Raw genomic sequence first — 19054 nt, forward strand, 5'->3', positions numbered from 1 at the left:
GGGCGGCTCAGCTCACGACCAGCCGGTACTTCGCCCGCACCGAGAACTCGCCGCCGTCGCTGCCGCCGAAGGTCAGCTCGTGCTCGCCGGGGGCCGGCGGCGGCAGGCTCGCCCAGAGCCCCCAGCAGGTGACCGGGTACGGCCGGGACCGGCCGGTGACGGCGTTGCGGAAGGCGCCCCGTACCTCGAAGGGGGTCGGCGTGCCGATGGTGGCGAGCGGCAGCCGCTCGTCGTCGAGCTTGGCGTGCCCGGTCGCCCCGCCGACCACCGGCACCTCGCCCGGGGCGGAGCCGACCTGCCAGATGTTGAACGCGGGGAAGAAGAGCGGCCGTCCGGCGGGGATCGCGCAGCGCCGCCGCACCGTCCCGCCGTACGTGCCGGCCAGGAACCAGACGTCGTCCGGCTGGTGGTGCCCGGCGTCCTCGCCGGTGGTGTCGTCGATCGGGTCCGTCGTCGGCCCGTGCGCCGCCGCCCAGCGCACCCACCGGGCGGCCAGGCCCTCCGGCGAGGCCGGCGGGTACGGCAGCGGAGCGGGCTCGGCGGCACGGCCGAACAGCGAGCGCAGCGAAGGCATGGGCGCAGATGCTAGCCCCTCTCAGCTGCCCCGTCCGGCCCGATCCCACCGCCGGCCGCCCGGCGCGGGCGCGCCCGATCGCGACGCCCGTCGCGGGGCGCATAGGATGTGCGGTCATGGCACGCGTGCTCACTCCCCGTGCGGAGGACTTTCCCCGCTGGTACCAGGACCTGATCGCCAAGGCGAAGCTGGCCGACAACGGCCCGGTGCGGGGCACCATGGTCATCCGACCGGCGGGCTACGCCATCTGGGAGCGGATGCAGGCGGAGATGGACGCCCGGATCAAGGCGGCCGGCGCGGAGAACGCGTACTTCCCGCTCTTCATCCCGGAGAGCTACCTCAAGCGTGAGGCCGAGCACGTCGAGGGCTTCTCGCCGGAGCTGGCCGTGGTCACCCACGGCGGCGGCAAGCAGCTCGCCGAGCCGGTGGTGGTCCGCCCCACCAGCGAGACGGTGATCGGCGAGTTCATGGCCAAGTGGATCGACTCGTACCGGGACCTGCCGCTGCTGCTCAACCAGTGGGCGAACGTGGTCCGCTGGGAGCTGCGGCCCCGGATCTTCCTGCGCACCAGCGAGTTCCTCTGGCAGGAGGGGCACACCGCACACGCTACCCGCGAGGATGCCCGGGCCTACGCCCGCAAGATCCTGCACGAGGCGTACGAGGACCTGATGGTCAACGTGCTCGGCATTCCGGTGGTGGTCGGCCTGAAGACCGCCCGCGAGCGGTTCGCCGGCGCCACCGCCACCTACACCTGCGAAGGCATGATGGGTGACGGCAAGGCGCTGCAGATGGGCACCAGCCACGAGCTGGGGCAGAACTTCGCCAAAGCGTTCGACATCAGCTTCTCCTCGGCCGAGGGCGGCCGGGAGCACGCCTGGACCACCTCCTGGGGCACGTCGACCCGGATGCTCGGCGGTCTGATCATGTGCCACGGCGACGACAACGGCCTGCGGGTGCCGCCGAAGCTGGCGCCGGTCCAGGCGTACGTGATGATCGTCAAGGACGGCGAGGGCGTGAGCGAGGCGGCGGCCAAGCTCCGCGACGCGCTGCGCGACGCCGGTGTCCGGGTCGCGCTGGACGACCGGACCGACACCGCGTTCGGCCGCCGGGCCGTTGACGCCGAGCTGCGCGGCTACCCGGTGCGCGTCGAGGTCGGCCCCCGGGACCTGGCCGCCGGCAACGCGGTGGTGGTCCGGCGTACGGACGGCTCGAAGGCGGCGACGCCGGTGGCCGACGTGGTCGGCGCGGTCCTCGCCGCGCTGGAGGCCGACCAGCAGGCCCTGTACGACCAGGCCCTCGCGTTCCGGCAGTCCCGCACCACCGAGGTCGCGACCCTGGCCGAGGCGATCGAGGCGGCCGCCACCGGCTGGGCCAAGGTCCCGTGGTCGGCGGTCGGCGTCGAGGGCGAGGCCGAGGCGAACGGCCAGGGCGTCACCGTCCGTTGCCTCCTCCGCGCGGACGGCTCGGTGCCGGACTCCGAGGACGAGCCGGACCTGGTCGCCGTTCTGTCCCGCGCCTACTGAGGCGTAAGGAAGGTCCCCTTCTTAACGCCTGCGGTAGAGGAGGGGGCCCCTGCTAACCGTCGGGGGTGGTGACGTGCGGTTCGAGCCGGGTCGAGTGATCATGCACCGGAACGTGCGGCACGGCCGGATCGGCTGGGTCCGGTCGGCCCGCGTGGTCCTCGACGACGACCGGGGCCTGCTGCTCTGGGTCGCCCGGGACACTCCGGTGGCGAACGAGGTGACCGCGGCGGGGCTGGGCATGCGGGCCATGCCCTTCGCCGAGTGGATCACGTCCCGCTACCGGCTGGCACAGGGGCGCTGGAACGGGCCGCCGGTGCTCAAGTTCCTGCCCACCGGCGCGGCCCACTCCGTCTGGTGGTTCCGCGACGAGCGGGGCCGGTTCAAGAACTGGTACGTCAACCTGGAGGAGCCCGGCGTCCGCTGGGACGACGGCCCGGTGGCCGGGGTCGACGTGGTGGACCAGGACCTGGACGTGGTGGTCCGTCCCGACCTCAGTTGGGCGTGGAAGGACGAGGAGGAGTTCGTCGAGCGCCTGGCCTTCCCGGACCACTACTGGGTGACCGACGAGAAGGCGGTGCGCGCCGAGGGGGAGCGGGTGATCCGGCTCGCCGAGGCGGGGGAGTTCCCGTTCGACGGCACCTGGTGCGACTTCACTCCGCCCACCGAATGGGATATACCGGACAAGCTGCCGCCGGGCTGGGACCGGCCGCCCCTCCGCTGACCATGTCGTACGTCACCCGGAGGTTGACGTCGGAGTTCCCGGTCCGGGTCCGGTGTGAGAGATCGGGGCCGGATCTGGCAGAATGGTTGGCTGGTATCCGGCGCGCGTCCGGCGCCCTCTAACCCGGGCGCGTCGCCAGTTGACCGAGCAGTCTCCGGCCCAACCCCACTGTGCCGGTCGGCGCTCACCCGCCACACCGCCCGTACCGGGCCGGTGAGATCGCAACAGGAGCGAAACAACTGTGGCCGTAAAGATCCGGCTCCTGCGGATGGGCAAGATCCGCAACCCGCAGTACCGCATCGTCGTCGCCGACTCGCGCACCAAGCGTGACGGCCGCGCGATCGAGTTCGTCGGTGTGTACCAGCCGAAGGAGGACCCTTCGGTGATCGAGGTCAAGTCGGAGCGGGTCCAGTACTGGCTGTCCGTCGGCGCGCAGCCGAGCGAGGCGGTGCAGCGTCTGCTGGAGCTGACCGGCGACTGGCAGAAGTTCAAGGGCCTGCCGGCCCCGCCGCCGCTGAAGGTCGCCGCGGAGCGGGCCGACCGGAAGGCGGCGTACGAGGCCGAGGCGAAGGCCGCCGCCGGCCTGGCGGAGACCCCGGCCAAGCCGGCCAAGAAGGCCGCGAAGCCGGAGGCCGCGAAGCCGGAGGCCGAGGCGCCGAAGGCCGAGGAGCAGACCGGTGTCGAGTCCGGCGAGCAGGCCTGACATGGCGCTGCGTCCCGCCCTGGAGCACCTGGTCAAGGGAATCGTCGACCACCCGGACGACGTCCGGGTGCGGCTCGTCGACTCCCGCCGGGGCAAGCGGCTCGAGGTCCGCGTGCACCCGGAGGACCTCGGCACGGTGATCGGGCGGTCCGGCCGGACCGCCAAGGCGCTGCGCCAGGTGATCGGCTCCGTCGGCGGACGCGGGGTACGCGTCGACATCGTCGACTCGTACTGATGCTTCTCGTCGTCGGCAGGATCGGCAAGCCGCACGGGATCCGCGGTGAGGTCACCGTGGAGGTGCGGACCGACGAGCCCGAAGCACGTTTCGCCCCTGGCATGGTGCTGCGCGCCATGCCAGGGGCGGTCGCGCCCCCGTCGCCCGGGGCCTACCAGGTGCCGGGGGAGCTGACCGTCGAGTCCGCGCGCTGGCACCAGGGCCGGCTGCTGGTCGCCTTCGAGGGCGTGCTGGGCCGCGACGTCGCCGAGGCGCTGCGCGGCACCCTGCTCGGGGTGGACAGCGGCGACCTCGCGCCGCCGGAGGACCCGGAGGAGTTCCACGACCACCAGCTCGTCGGCCTCGCCGTGGTCACGCCGGCCGGCGAGCGGCTGGGCGAGGTGGCCCGGATCGACCACGCGCCCGCCTCCGACCTGCTGGTGCTGCGCCGCCCCGAGGGGCGTACGGCGCTGATCCCGTTCGTCAAGGCGATCGTGCCCGAGGTGGATCTCGCCGGCGGTCGCGTCGTCGTCGACCCGCCCGGTGGCCTGCTCGACCTCTAGTTGGAGTCAGCCCCGCATGCGCGTCGACGTCGTGTCGATCTTTCCCGAGTACTTCGCCCCGCTGGACCTGTCGCTGATCGGCAAGGCCCGGGCGCACGGCACGCTGCGGCTGGCCGTACACGATCTGCGGGCCTGGACCCACGACGTGCACCGCACGGTCGACGACACGCCCTACGGTGGCGGTCCCGGCATGGTGATGCGGCCGGAGCCCTGGGGTGAGGTGCTGGACGCCCTCGCGCCGGTGGAGGCGCCGCCGCCCCGGCTGCTGGTGCCGTCGCCGGCCGGCGTCCGGTTCACCCAGGCCATGGCGTACGAGCTGGCCGCCGAGTCGCACCTGCTCTTCGCCTGCGGCCGGTACGAGGGCATCGACCAGCGGGTGCTCGACCACGCGGCGACCCGGATGCGGGTGACCGAGGTCTCCCTCGGGGACTACGTGCTCTTCGGCGGCGAGGTGGCCGTGCTGGTGATCCTGGAGGCGGTCACCCGGCTGCTGCCCGGGGTGCTCGGCAACGCCGGATCGCTGGACGAGGAGTCGCACGCCCACGGCCTGCTGGAGGCGCCGATGTACACCAAGCCGGCGACCTGGCGCGGGCACGAGGTGCCGGAGGTGCTCCGCTCCGGCGACCACGGGCGGATCGCCCGCTGGCGGCGCGACGAGGCGCTGCTGCGTACGGCCGCCCGCCGCCCCGACATGCTCGCCGCGCTGCCGCCGGAGAGCCTGGACAAGCGGGACCGGGCGGCGTTGGACCGGGGCGGATTTCAGCTGCCGTCGGGGGATGTGGCAAAGTAGAGGGGTTGCCGCATCCGTTCACGCCGTGGGCGGCTGCGAGGACCCTCGACCGGGGTCGGCGTCGCCGTCCACCACCCGGGGGTCAGAATCACCCATTCGCGCATCGACTGACGGTGCGCCGTGAGCCTCACGAGGACGCAGCGATGAACATCCTGGACGCCCTTGACGCCCAGTCGAAGCGTGCCGACATCCCCGACTTCCGTGCCGGTGACACCGTCAAGGTGCACGCGCGGGTTGTCGAGGGCAACCGGTCCCGGGTCCAGATCTTCCAGGGCGTCGTCATCCGTCGCCAGGGTGACGGTCTGCGCGAGACCTTCTCGGTCCGCAAGGTCAGCTTCGGTGTGGGTGTGGAGCGGACCTACCCGGTGAACAGCCCGGCCATCGACCGGATCGAGGTCGTGACCCGCGGTGACGTGCGGCGCGCCAAGCTCTACTACCTGCGCGAGCTGCGTGGCAAGAAGGCCAAGATCAAGGAGCTGCGCGAGAAGCAGCCGGCGAGCTGACTTTCGGCTCGCAACGCCGCCTGACCGGCCCGTATGTCGTATCGACCGGAGCCCACTACCCTGGTCGTACGGGCGCAGGAGGTCGGCGCGCCGCGCTCGCTCGCGGTGGCACAGCGGTCCGCTACCGCCCGTGGGGTCTCCCGGCGAGACTCCCGGGCGGTAGTGTCGTTTCCGCGGACCGGAGAGTGGCATGGTGCAGATGCTTGACGAGGACGGCACCGTCGACCCGTGGCGCCGGCGGACCCGGCGCACCCGCCGGCAGATGCCCCTCTGGCAGGAACTGCCCCTGCTGCTGGTCGTCGCGTTCTGCCTGGCCGTGCTGATCCGCACCTTCCTGCTCCAGGCGTTCTTCATCCCCTCCGGGTCGATGGAGAACACCCTCCTCATCGGCGACCGGGTGCTGGTCAACAAGGTCGTCTACGACGTCCGCGACCCGGTCCGCGGCGAGGTGGTGGTCTTCCGGGGCACCGACAAGTGGGTGGCCCAGGAGGCCCCGGTGCCACCGACCAATGTCGTCGGCCGGATCGGCCGGACCCTCGGTGACCTGATCGGGATCAGCCGTCCCGGCGAGAAGGACTTCATCAAACGGGTCATCGGCGTGCCCGGCGACCGGATCTGGTGCTGCGACCAGGGCCGGGTCGTGGTCAACGGGGTGCCGCTGGACGAACGGGCGTACGTGTCCGAGGATTCGCCGGTCGAGCTGCCGCCGAACGCGAAGGAGTGCCGCTCCCGGCAGTTCACCGAGGTGGTGGTGCCGCCGGGGCAGATCTTCGTGATGGGCGACCACCGGCTGGTCTCGCAGGACGCCCGGTGCCAGGGCCCGGTGCCGATCGAGAACGTGATCGGTCGGGCCTTCATGATCGTCTGGCCGTCGCAGCGGTGGAGCACCCTGCCCGTCCCGCAGACCTTCGCCGAGCTGCCACGACCCGACGCGGCGCCGGCCCGGCCCGTCCCGGTGGATCCCGACCCGGTGGGCGGTGTGGTCCTGGTCATCCCGGTTACGGCCGCGCTCTCCGTTCTCGCGCGTTCGGGGCGACCGCGCCATGCCCGGCAACGTAGGCTCCTCCCGTGATCGACGAGCAGACCGAAAAGCCGCGCAGCTCCTTCTGGAAGGAGCTGCCCATCCTCCTGGGCGTGGCGATCCTGGTCGCAGTGCTGGTACGTGCCTTCGTGCTGCAGACTTTCTTCATCCCGTCCCCGTCCATGGAGAACACTCTCAAGATCGACGATCGGGTGCTGGTCAACAAGCTGGTCTACGACTTCCGTTCGCCGCACCGGGGCGAGGTGATCGTCTTCAAGGCCCCCACCTCCTGGAGCGGCAACCCCGCGGGCGAGGACTTCATCAAGCGGGTGATCGGTGTCGGCGGCGACCACGTGGTCTGCTGCGACCGCAGCGGCCCGCAGGAGCGGCTGGTCATCAACGGCAAGCCGATCGACGAGCCGTTCATCTTCCCTGGCAACAAGCCGGCCGACCAGGACTTCGACATCACCGTGCCGAAGGGGCGGCTCTGGGTGATGGGCGACCACCGGGAGGCCTCCGGCGACTCCCTCGAGCACTGGCAGCAGTCCCGCGAGGACATCAACGAGGCCACCATCCCCGAGGACCAGGTGGTCGGCCGGGCCTTCACGATCTTCTGGCCGCCCAGCCGGGCGACCTGGCTCACCGTCCCGAAGCAGTTCGACGGGATCCCGAATTCCTGACCCCGGAGCGCGTGGGCGTTCGTCGGAGGCGTCTGGCAGGCTGGGGCGGTGAGCGTCTACACCCCTCGTCGTGCGGCTCGCGTGCTGCTGGTCGACGCGTCCGACCGGGTGCTGCTCTTCGCCGGCACCGACCCGGGCCGGCCGGGGCACGCCTACTGGTTCACCCCCGGCGGCGGTCTGCACGCCGGGGAGAGCCCGGCCGAGGGCGCGGCCCGCGAGCTGGCCGAGGAGACCGGGCTGCGGGTGGCCCCGGCCGAGCTGGGTACGCCGGTGTGGGCCGAGACGATCGAGTTCCCGTTCGACGGTGTCTGGTACCGGCAGGAGCAGGAGTTCTTCCTGTTCCGGGTGCCCGGCTGGGAGGTCGACACGACGGGCTTCGACGAGGTCGAGCGGGTCAGCGTCGCCGGCCACCGCTGGTGGTCGGTGGCGGAGCTCGCCGCCACCGCCGAGCGCTACTACCCGCCGGATCTGCCGGACCGGCTCGTCGCCGTGCTGGCCGGGTCGGCCGCCGGAGGTGCGCCGTGCTGACGCCCCCGCGCACGGTGGTGCGCCGCGACGGTGGCCTCTACGCCCTCGAGCGGGCCCTGCAACGGCGGGGCTTCCGACACGTGGCCGGCGCCGACGAGGCCGGCCGGGGTGCCTGCGCCGGACCGCTGGTGGCCGCCGCGGCGGTGCTGCCCGAGGGCCGGCGCGGCGAGATCGAGGGGTTGGCCGACTCGAAGCTGCTCACCGCGGCCAGCCGGGAGCGGGTCTACGACGAGGTGGTGGCGCGGGCCCTGGCGTACGCGGTGGTGGTCATTCCCGCCGCCGAGGTCGACGCGCGCGGGCTGCACGTGTGCAATCTCGCCGCGCTGCGCCGGGCGCTCGCCTCGCTGGCCACCCGTCCCGAGTACGTGTTGACCGACGGCTTCGGCGTCGACGGCCTGGACGTGCCGGGGCTGGCGGTCTGGAAGGGGGACCGGGTGGCCGCCTGCGTGGCGGCGGCCAGCGTGCTCGCCAAGGTCACCCGGGACCGGCTCATGATCGAGCTGGACGAGCGGTATCCGGGCTACGGCTTCGCCGAGCACAAGGGCTACATCACGCCGGAGCACACCGCCGCGCTGCGGGAGCGCGGGCCGTGCCGGGAGCACCGCTTCTCGTACGTGAACGTGGCCACCGTCTCCGGGCGGGACGGCCGCCCGCCGCGCTCCCGCCGCCCGACCGCGGGCGGCCCGGACGAGCTGTTCGGCGGGAGCCCGGGCGAGGCGCTGTTCGGCGGCTCGGGCGAGGCGCTCGTCGGCGGCCGGGACGAGCCGATGGAGCGCTCGGGCGCGCCAGGGGGTACCGTCGGCGTGGCGTTGGGCGAGCAGCCGCGACCTCCGGCGCCGGTGGGGGAAGATGTGGTCATGGAAGGCGGAGAGCGATGAGCGCCGAAGATCTCGAAAAGTACGAGACCGAGATGGAGCTGCAGCTCTACCGGGAGTACCGCGACATTGTCCGCCAGTTCTCCTACGTGGTGGAGACCGAGCGCCGCTTCTACCTGGCCAACCAGGTCGACCTGCACGTGCGTAACTCCGACGGCGAGGTCTACTTCGAGGTCGAGATGCACGACGCGTGGGTGTGGGACATGTACCGCCCTGCCCGGTTTGTCAAGAATGTTCGAGTGATGACGTTCAAGGACGTCAATGTAGAAGAGCTGGAAAAGCCCGACATCTCGCTTCCCGCAGATTCCGGATTCGGCGGCTGACCGGCCGGACGGCGGGGCGGCAGGAAGCCACCCGCCGCCGGCGGCGGATCACTCCGCCAGCACCACCACCTCGACCCGCTGCACCAGGTTGTTCGCGAAGCCGCCCCGGTTCCACGGCTGTTCGACCGGCTGGGTCCGGCCCGAGGCGTCCGTCGCCCGCGCACCCAGCACGTGCCGCCCCGGCGTCGGGTGCCACTCGACGTGCCAGCGCCGCCACGCCCACGCGCCTCCGGTCGGCTCGTCGAGGGCCGCCGGCACCCAGGTCGTACCGCCGTCGAAGGTCACCTCCACGGCCGTGACCGGCGCGTACCCGGACCAGGCCCGGCCGTCCACCGTGCCCGGCCCCGGCCGCAGCACCCGGGTACGCGACATGAAGTCCGGAAAGCCCGGCGGGCGTACCAGGGCGCGTGGCTCGATCCGCGTCACCGGCACACCCGGGTCGCCGGCGTCCCGCCGCAGCCGGTACGCCACCGCGTTCTGGTAGCCCTCGAACGGCTCGGTCAGCACCCGGATGCTCCGCAGCCACTTCACGTGCGCCATGCCGTACCAGCCGGGCACGATCAGCCGCAGCGGCGCACCGTGCTGCGGGAGCAGGGGGGCGCCGTTCATCTCGTACGCGAGCAGCACCTCCTCGCGCAGCGCGTCCGCGACCGGCAGCGCCCGCTGGTAGTCCTGCTCCACGCCGCGCTCGACCCCGTGGTCGGCGCCGGTGAAGACCACGTCCACGGCGTCGGCGGCGAGCCCCGCCTCCCGCAACAGCGGCGCCAGCGGGGTGCCGGTCCACTCGGCGTTGCCCACCGCCTCCACCAGCCAGGGCTGGCTGACCGGGCGTGGGTGCAGCAGCGCCCGGCCGTTGCCGGCGCACTCGAGCGTCACGCGGTGGGTGACCCGGGGCCGCTCCCGCAGCGCGGCCAGGTCCAGGCGGAGCGACCGGGTCACCGCGCCGTCGACGGTCAGCGTGTGCGCCGCCGGGTCGACGTCCGGGATGTCGTAGTGGATGAGCAGGTAGTGCAGACCGGCCGGGGTCACGTCGTAGCGGAGCGCCTCCAGCGGGATGCCGTGGTTGCGGGCGGCCAGCTGGAGTTCCTCGGCGCTGATCGCCTCGTCCTTCCCGGCCACCCGGGAGGGCAGGCTGAAATCATCCACAGTGGTCACCGCGGCTCCTGTCAGGGGTGGTCAGCCGGTCGTAGCCGACGAACTCGAACATGGACACGCCGGTCGCCAGCGGACGGGGCGTACCGGTGAACCGGTGCACCCCCACCCCCACCCCGTCGGCCGGGCTGCTCACCGCGACCGGGGTGAAGCCCTCCTCGGCGAACCAGTCGCAGATCGCCGGCACCAGGTCGGGCTCGCGGCGGTGCCGGGTCCAGAAGACCGTGCCGCCGGTGGCGCAGAGCGACGCGCAGTGCCGGACCGTGGCCCGGATGTCGGCGTCGGTGATGTTGCCGAAGATCCCGCAGGCCAGGACGAGATCGGCCGGGACGAGGTCGGCGTACCGGTCGGTGAGCGCGGCGTCGCCGGCCACCACCTCGACCCCGGTGAGCCCGACGTCGGCGGCGGCCGCGCGGGCCACCTCGACGTTACGCGGATCCAGCTCCACCAGGCGGGCGGTGACGTCGTCGCGCCGGGGATGGGCGGCGAGCACCGGGATCAGATCCCGGCCCTGGCCGGCGCAGAGACTTATCACCCGCAGCGGGCCGGCCGGCGCCGCGTCCAACGCCGCCCGGAGCCGGCCCCGCAGCTCGGCGAGGCGGTGGGACAGCGCCGATCCGGGCTGGTCGTAGTCCGCGTGCCAGGCGTACCAGTCCTTCGTCACGCGGTCAGCATAGGCATCGCCCCGTAGCAGATCATCCCCGTGCGTGGGGGCTGTCCACAGCCCATCACCTGTCCACAGTGAGCCGTGCCGCCGGTGGCGGCGACGCCGTCCGTGGCGGCAGGGTGCGAGGCATGCCCACCGTGCTGCGACGGGCCGTCTCGGCCCTCGGTCTCCTGCTGCTGGTCGTCCCGGTGACGTTCGACCGGGCGGCGGCCCGGCGGCACCCGCCGCGCCCGGTGGCCGCCGTCCCCGTGGCCGAGCTCCGGCCGGCGTCCGGGCGGCCGGTTCCCGCCGGGCCTGGTGCGGTCGCCATCGGCTCCGCCCCGGGCCCTCGGCCGCCGGCCCGCGGACCGGCGCTTCCGACCCGACCCACCCCGGTCGGCGCCGGCTCACCCGGCCCCGGAGGGTTCGGGTGGCCGATCGCCGGCACACCCCGACCGGTACGTCGGTTCGACCCGCCGCCGCAGCCGTGGCTGCCCGGTCACCGGGGCGTGGACCTGGCCGCGATTCCGGGCGTCGAGGTCCACGCCGCCGGCCCCGGGATCGTCCTCTTCGCGAGCATGGTGGCCGGGCGCCCGGTCGTCACCGTCGGGCACGCCGACGGGTTGCGCACCACCTACGAGCCGGTGAGCCCGGGGCTGTCGGTCGGCGCCCCGGTAGCGGCCGGCACGCCGATCGGCACCCTGCTCGCCGGCCATCCCGGCTGCCCGGTCGACGCGTGCCTGCACTGGGGGCTGCGCCGGGGCGAGGAATACCTGGACCCGCTCGCCCTGCTCGGCCTCGGCCCGGTCCGGCTGCTCCCGGTCGACGCCGAGCCCGCCGGACCCGCTCAGCGCTGGGCGAGCAGCGTGGGCAGGCGGACGGCCAGCCGGTCGTACTCGTCCGGCGTGTTGTAGACCTGGCCGCAGAGGCGCAGCCAGCCCCGGCCGTTCCAGCCCGCCACCGACACCTCCGCGGCGAGCCGGTCCGCGATCCGGGCCCGCAGCGCCCGCGCCTCGTCCAGCGTCGTGGCGACGCCCGGCGGCAGCGGGATCAGTCGCATGGCCACCGCCGGTCCGCCGGGCTCCGGCAGGTGGGACGGTGCCACCCCGAGCGCGTCCCCGACCACCCGTTGTCCGTAGGCGGCCAGCGCGGCGTTGTGCGCGCGTACCCGGTCCAGGCCCAGGGTGCGCAGGATGAACACGCCCACCGGGGCGGCCAGCCACGCCGTGTAGTCCAGCGTCGCCTGCCACTCGACGCGGGTGGGGAAGCCGCTGTGCTGCTCCCAGGAGACGACCAGCGGCTGGATCCGTTCCCGCCACGGCTCGGCGACCACCAACGCGGCGGTGCCGCGCGGCGCGTACGCCCACTTGTGCAGGTTGCCGACCCAGAAGTCGGCGCCGACCGAGGCCACGCTGGTCGGGAGCATGCCCGGGGCGTGCGCCGCGTCGACCAGCACGGGCACCCCGTGTTCCCGGGCCATCCCGACGATCGCCGCCGTCGGGAAGAGCCGGGCGGTGGGCGAGGTGATCTGGTCGACGATCAGCAGCCGGGTGCGGCCCGGGCGCAGTCCGGTCCGGACGATATCGACGATCTCCTCGTCGTTGGCGTCCAGGGGCACCGGCAGCGTCCGGGACACCGCCCCGGTCCGCTGGCACTCCCGCTCCACCGAGAAGGCGACCGCCCCGTACCCGTGATCGGTGGTCAGCACCTCATCGCCGGGGCGCAGGCCGAGCGACTGGAGCACCAGCGCCGCGCCGGCCGTGGCGTTGCCGACCAGCGCGGTGCCGTCCGGGTCGGCACCCAGGAACGTGGCGAGGTGCCGCCGCGCATGGGCGATCCGGTCGACCAGGCCCTGGGTGAAGAAGCGGAGCGGGTTGGCCTCCATCTCGTCACGCAGGCGCTGCTGGGCCCGCTGCACACCGATCGGGACCGCGCCGAACGATCCGTGGTTGAGATGGCTGACCGACGGGTCGAGGGAGAACAGCAGCCGAGCACCGGGGATCGGCTCGGGCGGCTGCGGGACCGTCATCCGCTGATCGTAGCCCCCCGTGGATCATCGACTCGCGGTTCTTCCGCATCGCCGCCGGGTGCCCGTCCCGCTCGTCGGCCCCGGGCCGCCGGTCAGGCCCGCGGGTGCGCCTGCCGGTACGCGGCACGCAGCCGTTCCATCGAGACGTGCGTGTAGATCTGCGTGCTGGCCAGCGAGGAGTGGCCGAGCAGCTCCTGCACGGCCCGCAGGTCCGCGCCGCCCTCGAGGAGGTGGGTGGCCGCCGAGTGCCGCAGCCCGTGCGGGGTGGTGCGGGGCAGGCCGGCGGCCTCGGAGTACCCGGCGACGATCCGGCGGGCGGTGGTCGGGTTGAGTCGCCCCCCGCGGGCGCCGAGCAGCAACGCGGCCCCCGCTCCCGGCCCGGCCAGGAGGGGCCTGCCCCGGCTCAGCCAGGCGTCCAGCGCACGCTGCGCCGGCACCCCGTACGGCACGCTGCGCTCCCGCCGGCCCTTGCCCAGCACCCGGACCACCCGGCGGGGGTGGTCGACATCGGTGACGTCCAACCCGCACGCCTCGCTGATCCGTACGCCGGTGCCGTAGAGGAGTTCGAGCAGCACCCGGTCACGCAGCAGCACAGCAGCCTCGGCATCCTCCGCCCCGTGGCTGAGGGCCGGATGCGAGGCGTCCATCAGCGCGGCCGCCTGGTCGGCCCGCAGGACCGTGGGCAGGTCCCGGTGGGCCCGAGGACTGGCCAGCGGGGCGGCCACGTCGGCGTCGAGCAGGCCGGCCCGGTGCGCCCATGCGCTGAACGTCCGCGCGGCGGCGGCCCGCCGGGCCAGCGACGTGCGTGCCGCGCCCATCGTCCGCTGCTTCGCCAACCAGCTCCGCAGCACGGTCAGGTCCAGCTCCGACAACTCGGCGCAACCCATCCGTACGGCGTGGTCGAGCAGAGCGACCAGGTCGGTCACGTACGCCCGGACGGTGTGCGCGGAACGGTTGCGTACCCCGGCCAGATGCTGGGCGAACGAGTCCACCGCCGCCCGCATCTGCGGTGGCAGTGCCTCGTGCGCCGCCCGGGTGCTGCGCCGGTCGCCGCTCATCGGCGCCCCCTGCCCCGGTCGGGGACGGCCGCCGCGCCGGTGAGCCGGGACGGCGACCCGCCGGCGGGATGCGCCCATCTCCTGCGACCGGTGCGGCCATCGCTGTTGGCGGACACCGGCCCAGCCTACGGGCGGGAGGGTCGGCGGGCAGCCCGTGCCACTGTTGGGCGTGAGCTGCCGGGTGCCGAGCTGGCGGGCGACGCGGGGGGCAGCTCGGCCGGCCGGGGTGGCTGACCCGGGCCTGGACAGGGAAACTGTTCCTGCGAAGAGGACAGTGACAACGTCGGCCCGGCCCGTCGACGGCCGGTGCGGGGCGGCTGCCCGTTGCCCCGCCCCCGGGGCGCGGCGGCTGGCCAGGGCGGGCCGTGGCGGAAAGCGGCCGGGCACGAGGTGCGGAAGGGTGACTCGGGAGTCGGAACGGGCGTCGCGTCAGGTGAGCGACGCGGGCGTGAGGAGGAACCGGGCGTGGGTGTGGATGCCGTCCTCTACCGGCAGGTGCGGGCCGGGCCCGCCCGCCATCGGCCGTCGTACGTCGCTTCCGAGGTGGTCGCGGACCCGGACGACGTGTTGCTGGACCTGCTCGATCGGGTACGAGGCGGGGGTTGTACCCCGCTGCTGGATCGCATCGACCCGCTGGGCGAACTGGTGGTGGACGTCGGGGCGGTCCCGCAACTGCTCGTCGAGCTGGGCCGCCTGGCCGAAATAGCCGGGTCGCCCGGCGAGGTCGAGCAGGTCCACCGGTTGGTACTGCTCGCGCGGCGCTGCCTGAACGGCCGGGACGTCGAGATCCGCTTCGAGAGTGACTGACCGGGCCACCCGTACGCTGGATCAGGCGGACGGGGCCAACCGGCCGGCCGCCGCCAGCCGCCGAACGACGGCCTCGTGCGGTACGGCATGACTGATGCGACCGTCCACCCCGCTGGTGGTCGTGGCGGCGAACAGCGAGTTGAGCAACGCCTCCTCGACCGAGTCCAGGACGGCGGCGAAGACCGGGGTGATCTGCGAGTCGGGGATCAGGGGCTGGCCCGGCTCCGCGGTGCTGAAGGCGACCGCGTAGTCCCCGCTGCCGTTGCTGTACGAGGCACCGACCCGGGCCATGGCGAAGATGGCGCGTCGGGCGAGCCGACCGAGCTGCCGGGCGTCCAGGGGCGCGTCGGTGGCCACCACGATCATGCATGAGTTGCCGGGCGGTTCGGTCCGGTCGGCCTCCGGGATCAGCTCGTCCACCGGCAGTGGGACACCCAGCGCGGTCAGCACGCCACCGAAGTTGGACTGCGTGAGCGCACCGACGGTCACCGCCCGGCCGGCTGCCTGCACCGTCCGCGACGAGGTGCCGATCCCCGCCTTGTAGCCCAGGGCCGTGGTGCCGGTCCCGGCGCCGACGCAACCCTCCGCCGGCGGCTCACCGGACGCCCGGGTGACCGCGTCGAGCACGTGTTCCTCGGTGATCGGGCGGCGCCGGATGTCCGACAGGTGGCCGTCGTTGGTCTCGCCGACGAGAGGGTTGAACGACAGCCCGTCCGGCCGGCGGTCCATCAGCCAGGTGAGCAGCGCGTCCGCGGCCCGGAACACCGAGAGCGTGGCGGTCAGGACGATCGGGGACTCCAGTACGCCGAGTTCGTCGACCTGGGTGGAGCCGACCAGCTTCCCGTAGCCGTTCCCGCAGTACAGGGCGGCCGGCAGGGTCCACCGTCCCGGGCCGAGTTGGCTCGGCACGACCGCCGTGACGCCGGTGTGCAGAGCACTGCCGTTGTCGACGGTGGTGTGTCCCACCAGCACCCCGGGGACGTCGGTGATCGTGTTGTGCCGCCCGGTGGGCAGCGGCCCGACGACGACGCCGAGGTCGCGGGCGCGGGCACGGTGGACGGGCTGGTTCATGACGCTCCTGTCGTCGGTGTTGCCTTCCGGCGATGCCGAGTGCGGCGGCTCGCTCCGGTCGGGGTCGCGCTCGGTGTTCCCGGTCATCTTTCCCGGCGCCTCTCATCTTTCCCGGCGCCTCGGTGCGGTCGGGTAGCCGGCGTCGTCGATGCCCGGAGCGGGCGTTCGGCCCGCCGCCTGACCTGGCCGGATGGCCTCGCCAGGACGCTGCACGGCCCTCCGGCGACCGCCCGAACGGATCTTGGGACAACCGCGAAGAGTGGATAGGTTCAACTTTCCGTGAGTTCGGTCACCCGACGGTCGACCGGGCTCGACGAGAGATCAGGAGAACTCATGATCAACGGCGGCTATCCCGCTACACCGTCAACCGACCCGGTTCGCTCCACCGTGAACCGGCGTCGGATGCTGACCATTGCCCTCGGTGGCGCCGCCACCGTGGCCCTTCCCGCACCGGCGTGGGCGGCCGACGACCGGCGCCCCGGCGCCTACCGTCCGCCGGCGCTCACCCCGGACGATCGGAAGGTTGTGGCTCAGGTGTCGGCCGAGCGGGCGCTGTCGCACCTGCGTGTCCTCAGTGAAGACATCGGGCCGCGGATCGGCGGGACGGCTTCCGAGCGCCGCGCCGCCGACTACATCGCCAAGCAGTTGGACCACCTGGGGTACGACACCCGGCTGGAGCCCTTCGCCGTGGCGGACAAGTTCCTCGCGCAGCTCGCCTCGCCGGCCGGACTTCCCACCGATCTGAACTGGCAGGCCGGTGCCTGCCCGCAGGCCGCGCTGGACACCACGGTCACCGGCGACGTGGTGGACGTGGCCGCGGGCGCCGCGGAGAACTACCCCGCCGACGTCACCGGCCGCATCGTGCTGGTCGACTACGTGGCGTCGCGGCGCGAGCAGGCGGTGGCCACCGCCCTGGCCCGGGGGGCCGCCGCCGTGGTGTTCCTCGCGGCCGACGGCGTACCGCCCCGACGGTCCGCGGCGTTCTCGCCGACCCTGCCGGGCTCGGCCAGCTCGCCGGTGCCGATCCCGGTGGTCGGGGTCGCCCAGGCGCAGAAGGAGCGGCTGCGGGACGCCCTCGCCGCCGGTCGGCTCACGCTCAGCATCTCCACCTCCGCACACCGCGGCCTGACCTCGAACAACGTCATCGCCGAGCGGGTCGGCGGCGCGGGCGCCGGTGGACCGGTGGTGATGGTCAGTGCCCACTACGACACGGTCATCGGCGCTCCCGGTGCCAACGACGACGGTTCCGGCACGGTGCTCTGTCTCGAGCTGGCCCGGGTGCTGCGCGCGATCCCGGTCGAGGCCACCCTCCGGTTCGCCCTGTGGGGCTCGGAGGAGCAGGGTCTGCTCGGCGCCCGCCACCACGTCCGGCAGCTGCCGCAGGCGGAGCGGGACCGGCTCCTCGCGGTGTACCAGAACGACATGGTCGCCACCAGCTGGGACCCGGCGACCCGGTACTGGCTGCTCTCGTTCACCGGCCAGTCCAACCGGGCCACCGACGAGGTGGCGGCCGCGGCCGTCCGCCTCGGCTACGACCCGCTGATCTCGCCGGTGACGCAGCGCGGCTCCAGCGACCACCAGGCCTTCCAGGAGGTCGGCATCGCCAGTGCCAACTTCTCCTGGCGTGGCGAGGAGACTCCGGCGCTGCTGGAGCCGCCTTACCACACCCCGGAGGACACCATCGCCAAGAACATCAGCCTTGAGCGGCTCCAGGTGTCGCTCGAGCTGATCGGTTGCGCCATGTACGCGACCGCCCGCTGATCAGTCCCGCCGCTGGCGCCTGAGCTGGTGCCAGCGCCGGTGGCGAAGCTGCGACGGGCGCCGCATCCGGGTTCTCCCCGGGGCGGCGCCCGTCGTACCCGGTGCGGCGGTCGGCGCCGGTCGGCCGTCACGCCGGAGTGCTCGTGCCGGTGGCGCGGCCTGCGCTGTCGTCGGGCGGCGCGAGGGCGTAGCCGTCGTCGCGGCGGATCACCAGGGCCAGTTCCTCCAGCATGGACAGCTTGCGCATGGCGGTGCGGAGGTCCACCCCGGCGCGGGCGGCGACGCTCTCCAGGCCGATCGGCTTCCGCCGGGGCAGCGCCTCCAGCACCTGCGTCGCCTCGTCGTCGAGCTGATCACGGGGGCGTTCGGGCGCGCGGGCGGGCGGCGCCAGGTCGTCGCCGATCCGGCCCACCTCCTCCAGCACATGCGCGACGCCGGTGACCAGCCGGGCCTTGGGCTGCTCGCGCAGCACCTCGTGGGCGCCCACCGACATTGCCGAGGTGACCGGGCCCGGCACCACCATTCCCGGCCGGCAGACCCCGATCGCCCGGTTGAGGGTCTGCGTGGCGCCGCTGCGGGCCGCCGCCTCGACCAGCACCGTCCCGAGCGTGGCGGCCGCGATGACCCGGTTGCGGATGAGGAACCGGGGCCGCAGCGGGTCGGCACCCGGCAGCCACTCGCTGACCAGCAGGCCGGTCTCCGCGATCCGGTCGAAGAGCGCCGCGTTGCCCATCGGGTACGGGCGGTCCACCCCACAGGCCAGCACGGCGACGGTGAGCCCACCGGCGGTCAGCGCGCCCCGGTGCGCGGCGGAGTCGATGCCGAAGGCGCCCCCGGAGACCACCGTCCAGCCCCGGTCGGCCAGCCCGTAGCCGAGTTCGGTGGCGACATGTGTCCCGTACGGGGTGGCTGCCCGGGCGCCGACGACGGCGACGGACCGCTCGAACGCCGTCCCGAGGGGCCAGGCTCCGCGTACCCAGAAACAGAGCGGCGGCGCGGTCTCCACATCGACCCGGCGTGCGGCGTCGCGCAGTGTCAGCCTGTGCAGGTCCGCGACCCGGGCCGGCCACTCGTCGTCCTCCGGGGTGATCAACCGTGCGCCGAGCCGCTCGGTGCGCGCCAGGGCCTGCTCCGCCACCGCCCGGGCGTCGCCGCCGGCCGATCGGGCCTCCACCGTCGACCGGAGCGTCCGGTCCGGAGCCCCGCCGTCGAGCAGCAGATCCAGCGCGGCGATCGGGCCGAGCTGATCGACCAGCCGATGCACCGACCGGGTGCCGGGCTCGGTCAGCCAGGTCAACGCCACCCGCGCCAGCCGGCGGTCCACCATCGCGCTCATGCCGGCACTCCGCTTTGCTCCGTGCCGTCATGAGGCACGACGGCACTGGACCTGATGATTCGCTCGCTGCGCTCGCTCATGCCGGCACTCCGCTTTGCTCCGTGCCGTCATGAGGCACCATGGCACTGGACCTGATGATTCGCTCGCTGCGCTCGCTCATGCCGGCACTCCGCTTT

At 73.4% G+C, this 19054-nt stretch carries 22 protein-coding genes; 15 read left to right on the forward strand and 7 right to left on the reverse strand.

The features are described from left to right. Nucleotides 1–7 precede the first annotated feature (7 nt). Nucleotides 8–574: a hypothetical protein gene (locus ABZ570_RS09405; protein ID WP_358059411.1), complete on the reverse strand. Its 567-nt coding sequence runs from the start codon at nucleotides 572–574 to the stop codon at nucleotides 8–10. A 116-nt stretch (nucleotides 575–690) separates the two neighbouring features. Here ABZ570_RS09405 and proS point away from each other — a divergent pair, with 116 nt between their 5' ends. The 12 genes from proS (at nucleotide 691) to ABZ570_RS09465 (ending at nucleotide 9018) form a co-directional block, all read left to right on the forward strand. Beyond that, nucleotides 691–2097 (forward strand): proline--tRNA ligase, encoded by a 1407-nt coding sequence (proS, locus tag ABZ570_RS09410; protein WP_358059414.1) that lies wholly within the window; start codon nucleotides 691–693, stop codon nucleotides 2095–2097. 73 nt (nucleotides 2098–2170) lie between these two features. Continuing rightward, nucleotides 2171–2818 carry a DUF402 domain-containing protein gene (locus tag ABZ570_RS09415; protein WP_358059417.1) on the forward strand — a complete coding sequence of 216 codons (648 nt, stop codon included), beginning with the start codon at nucleotides 2171–2173 and terminating at the stop codon, nucleotides 2816–2818. 241 nt (nucleotides 2819–3059) lie between these two features. Beyond that, entirely contained in the window at nucleotides 3060–3521 is a 462-nt protein-coding gene (rpsP, locus tag ABZ570_RS09420) for a 30S ribosomal protein S16 (protein WP_358059420.1), read from the forward strand. Beyond that, nucleotides 3496–3756 carry an RNA-binding protein gene (locus tag ABZ570_RS09425; protein ID WP_358059423.1) on the forward strand — a complete coding sequence of 87 codons (261 nt, stop codon included), beginning with the start codon at nucleotides 3496–3498 and terminating at the stop codon, nucleotides 3754–3756. Before rpsP ends, ABZ570_RS09425 begins: the two co-directional genes overlap by 26 nt. Continuing rightward, a complete protein-coding gene (rimM, locus tag ABZ570_RS09430; RefSeq protein ID WP_358059426.1) occupies nucleotides 3756–4298 on the forward strand; it encodes a ribosome maturation factor RimM in 543 nt (180 codons plus the stop codon). Before ABZ570_RS09425 ends, rimM begins: the two co-directional genes overlap by 1 nt. Before the next feature lie 16 nt (nucleotides 4299–4314). Further along, complete coding sequence (gene trmD / locus ABZ570_RS09435; protein ID WP_358059429.1) at nucleotides 4315–5088, forward strand: tRNA (guanosine(37)-N1)-methyltransferase TrmD; 774 nt, start codon at nucleotides 4315–4317, stop codon at nucleotides 5086–5088. 143 nt (nucleotides 5089–5231) lie between these two features. Then, nucleotides 5232–5591, forward strand: a complete 360-nt coding sequence (gene rplS / locus ABZ570_RS09440) for a 50S ribosomal protein L19 (protein ID WP_358059432.1) — start codon at nucleotides 5232–5234, stop codon at nucleotides 5589–5591. A 190-nt stretch (nucleotides 5592–5781) separates the two neighbouring features. Continuing rightward, nucleotides 5782–6663, forward strand: a complete 882-nt coding sequence (lepB, locus tag ABZ570_RS09445; protein WP_358059435.1) for a signal peptidase I — start codon at nucleotides 5782–5784, stop codon at nucleotides 6661–6663. Continuing rightward, complete coding sequence (gene lepB, locus ABZ570_RS09450) at nucleotides 6660–7292, forward strand: signal peptidase I (protein ID WP_358059438.1); 633 nt, start codon at nucleotides 6660–6662, stop codon at nucleotides 7290–7292. Before lepB (ABZ570_RS09445) ends, lepB (ABZ570_RS09450) begins: the two co-directional genes overlap by 4 nt. Before the next feature lie 48 nt (nucleotides 7293–7340). Continuing rightward, nucleotides 7341–7820: an NUDIX hydrolase gene (locus ABZ570_RS09455; protein WP_358059441.1), complete on the forward strand. Its 480-nt coding sequence runs from the start codon at nucleotides 7341–7343 to the stop codon at nucleotides 7818–7820. After that, a complete protein-coding gene (locus ABZ570_RS09460; protein WP_358059444.1) occupies nucleotides 7814–8698 on the forward strand; it encodes a ribonuclease HII in 885 nt (294 codons plus the stop codon). The genes ABZ570_RS09455 and ABZ570_RS09460 overlap by 7 nt, the downstream gene beginning before the upstream one ends. Further along, nucleotides 8695–9018: a DUF2469 domain-containing protein gene (locus ABZ570_RS09465; RefSeq protein ID WP_007075222.1), complete on the forward strand. Its 324-nt coding sequence runs from the start codon at nucleotides 8695–8697 to the stop codon at nucleotides 9016–9018. Before ABZ570_RS09460 ends, ABZ570_RS09465 begins: the two co-directional genes overlap by 4 nt. A gap of 48 nt (nucleotides 9019–9066) precedes the next feature. On the opposite strand, the gene ABZ570_RS09470 is transcribed toward ABZ570_RS09465, so the two are convergent. Both ABZ570_RS09470 and ABZ570_RS09475 read right to left on the reverse strand, forming a co-directional pair. Beyond that, on the reverse strand, nucleotides 9067–10173 hold the full coding sequence (locus tag ABZ570_RS09470; RefSeq protein ID WP_358059447.1) for a sulfite oxidase: 1107 nt from the start codon (nucleotides 10171–10173) through the stop codon (nucleotides 9067–9069). Continuing rightward, nucleotides 10157–10834: a class I SAM-dependent methyltransferase gene (locus tag ABZ570_RS09475; RefSeq protein WP_358059450.1), complete on the reverse strand. Its 678-nt coding sequence runs from the start codon at nucleotides 10832–10834 to the stop codon at nucleotides 10157–10159. The genes ABZ570_RS09470 and ABZ570_RS09475 overlap by 17 nt, the downstream gene beginning before the upstream one ends. Nucleotides 10835–10965: 131 nt before the next feature. Here ABZ570_RS09475 and ABZ570_RS09480 point away from each other — a divergent pair, with 131 nt between their 5' ends. Further along, on the forward strand, nucleotides 10966–11730 hold the full coding sequence (locus ABZ570_RS09480; RefSeq protein WP_358059453.1) for a M23 family metallopeptidase: 765 nt from the start codon (nucleotides 10966–10968) through the stop codon (nucleotides 11728–11730). Here ABZ570_RS09480 and ABZ570_RS09485 read toward each other — a convergent pair. Both ABZ570_RS09485 and ABZ570_RS09490 read right to left on the reverse strand, forming a co-directional pair. Then, the gene (locus ABZ570_RS09485) at nucleotides 11664–12845 is read right to left on the reverse strand and encodes an aminotransferase class V-fold PLP-dependent enzyme (protein WP_358059456.1); all 1182 of its coding nucleotides are present in this window, start codon (nucleotides 12843–12845) and stop codon (nucleotides 11664–11666) included. The genes ABZ570_RS09480 and ABZ570_RS09485 overlap by 67 nt on opposite strands. A 92-nt stretch (nucleotides 12846–12937) precedes the next feature. Continuing rightward, nucleotides 12938–13903: a tyrosine-type recombinase/integrase gene (locus tag ABZ570_RS09490; RefSeq protein ID WP_358059459.1), complete on the reverse strand. Its 966-nt coding sequence runs from the start codon at nucleotides 13901–13903 to the stop codon at nucleotides 12938–12940. Between the two features lie 465 nt (nucleotides 13904–14368). Here ABZ570_RS09490 and ABZ570_RS09495 point away from each other — a divergent pair, with 465 nt between their 5' ends. Continuing rightward, nucleotides 14369–14710, forward strand: coding sequence for a hypothetical protein (locus ABZ570_RS09495; protein ID WP_358059462.1), 342 nt, complete (start codon nucleotides 14369–14371; stop codon nucleotides 14708–14710). A gap of 21 nt (nucleotides 14711–14731) precedes the next feature. Here ABZ570_RS09495 and ABZ570_RS09500 read toward each other — a convergent pair whose 3' ends face one another. After that, nucleotides 14732–15781 carry a P1 family peptidase gene (locus tag ABZ570_RS09500; protein WP_358059465.1) on the reverse strand — a complete coding sequence of 350 codons (1050 nt, stop codon included), beginning with the start codon at nucleotides 15779–15781 and terminating at the stop codon, nucleotides 14732–14734. A gap of 402 nt (nucleotides 15782–16183) precedes the next feature. Here ABZ570_RS09500 and ABZ570_RS09505 point away from each other — a divergent pair, with 402 nt between their 5' ends. Next, nucleotides 16184–17542, forward strand: a complete 1359-nt coding sequence (locus ABZ570_RS09505; protein WP_358059467.1) for a M28 family peptidase — start codon at nucleotides 16184–16186, stop codon at nucleotides 17540–17542. A gap of 127 nt (nucleotides 17543–17669) precedes the next feature. Here ABZ570_RS09505 and ABZ570_RS09510 read toward each other — a convergent pair whose 3' ends face one another. Next, nucleotides 17670–18878 carry a DNA-processing protein DprA gene (locus tag ABZ570_RS09510; RefSeq protein WP_358059470.1) on the reverse strand — a complete coding sequence of 403 codons (1209 nt, stop codon included), beginning with the start codon at nucleotides 18876–18878 and terminating at the stop codon, nucleotides 17670–17672. Between the last annotated feature and the right edge of the window lie 176 nt (nucleotides 18879–19054).

The organism is Micromonospora sp. NPDC007271 (assembly GCF_040634005.1).
Taxonomy (GTDB): domain Bacteria; phylum Actinomycetota; class Actinomycetes; order Mycobacteriales; family Micromonosporaceae; genus Micromonospora.

Coding starts and splice junctions, on each gene's coding strand:
- ABZ570_RS09465 (WP_007075222.1), top strand. CDS start 8,695: ATGAGCGCCGAAGATCTCGAAAAGTACGAGACCGAGATGGAGCTGCAG.
- ABZ570_RS09405 (WP_358059411.1), bottom strand. CDS start 574: ATGCCTTCGCTGCGCTCGCTGTTCGGCCGTGCCGCCGAGCCCGCTCCG.
- ABZ570_RS09505 (WP_358059467.1), top strand. CDS start 16,184: ATGCTGACCATTGCCCTCGGTGGCGCCGCCACCGTGGCCCTTCCCGCA.
- ABZ570_RS09490 (WP_358059459.1), bottom strand. CDS start 13,903: ATGAGCGGCGACCGGCGCAGCACCCGGGCGGCGCACGAGGCACTGCCA.
- rimM (WP_358059426.1), top strand. CDS start 3,756: ATGCTTCTCGTCGTCGGCAGGATCGGCAAGCCGCACGGGATCCGCGGT.
- trmD (WP_358059429.1), top strand. CDS start 4,315: ATGCGCGTCGACGTCGTGTCGATCTTTCCCGAGTACTTCGCCCCGCTG.
- ABZ570_RS09500 (WP_358059465.1), bottom strand. CDS start 15,781: ATGAACCAGCCCGTCCACCGTGCCCGCGCCCGCGACCTCGGCGTCGTC.
- ABZ570_RS09485 (WP_358059456.1), bottom strand. CDS start 12,845: ATGACGGTCCCGCAGCCGCCCGAGCCGATCCCCGGTGCTCGGCTGCTG.
- ABZ570_RS09510 (WP_358059470.1), bottom strand. CDS start 18,878: ATGAGCGCGATGGTGGACCGCCGGCTGGCGCGGGTGGCGTTGACCTGG.
- rplS (WP_358059432.1), top strand. CDS start 5,232: ATGAACATCCTGGACGCCCTTGACGCCCAGTCGAAGCGTGCCGACATC.
- ABZ570_RS09480 (WP_358059453.1), top strand. CDS start 10,966: ATGCCCACCGTGCTGCGACGGGCCGTCTCGGCCCTCGGTCTCCTGCTG.
- lepB (WP_358059435.1), top strand. CDS start 5,782: ATGGTGCAGATGCTTGACGAGGACGGCACCGTCGACCCGTGGCGCCGG.
- proS (WP_358059414.1), top strand. CDS start 691: ATGGCACGCGTGCTCACTCCCCGTGCGGAGGACTTTCCCCGCTGGTAC.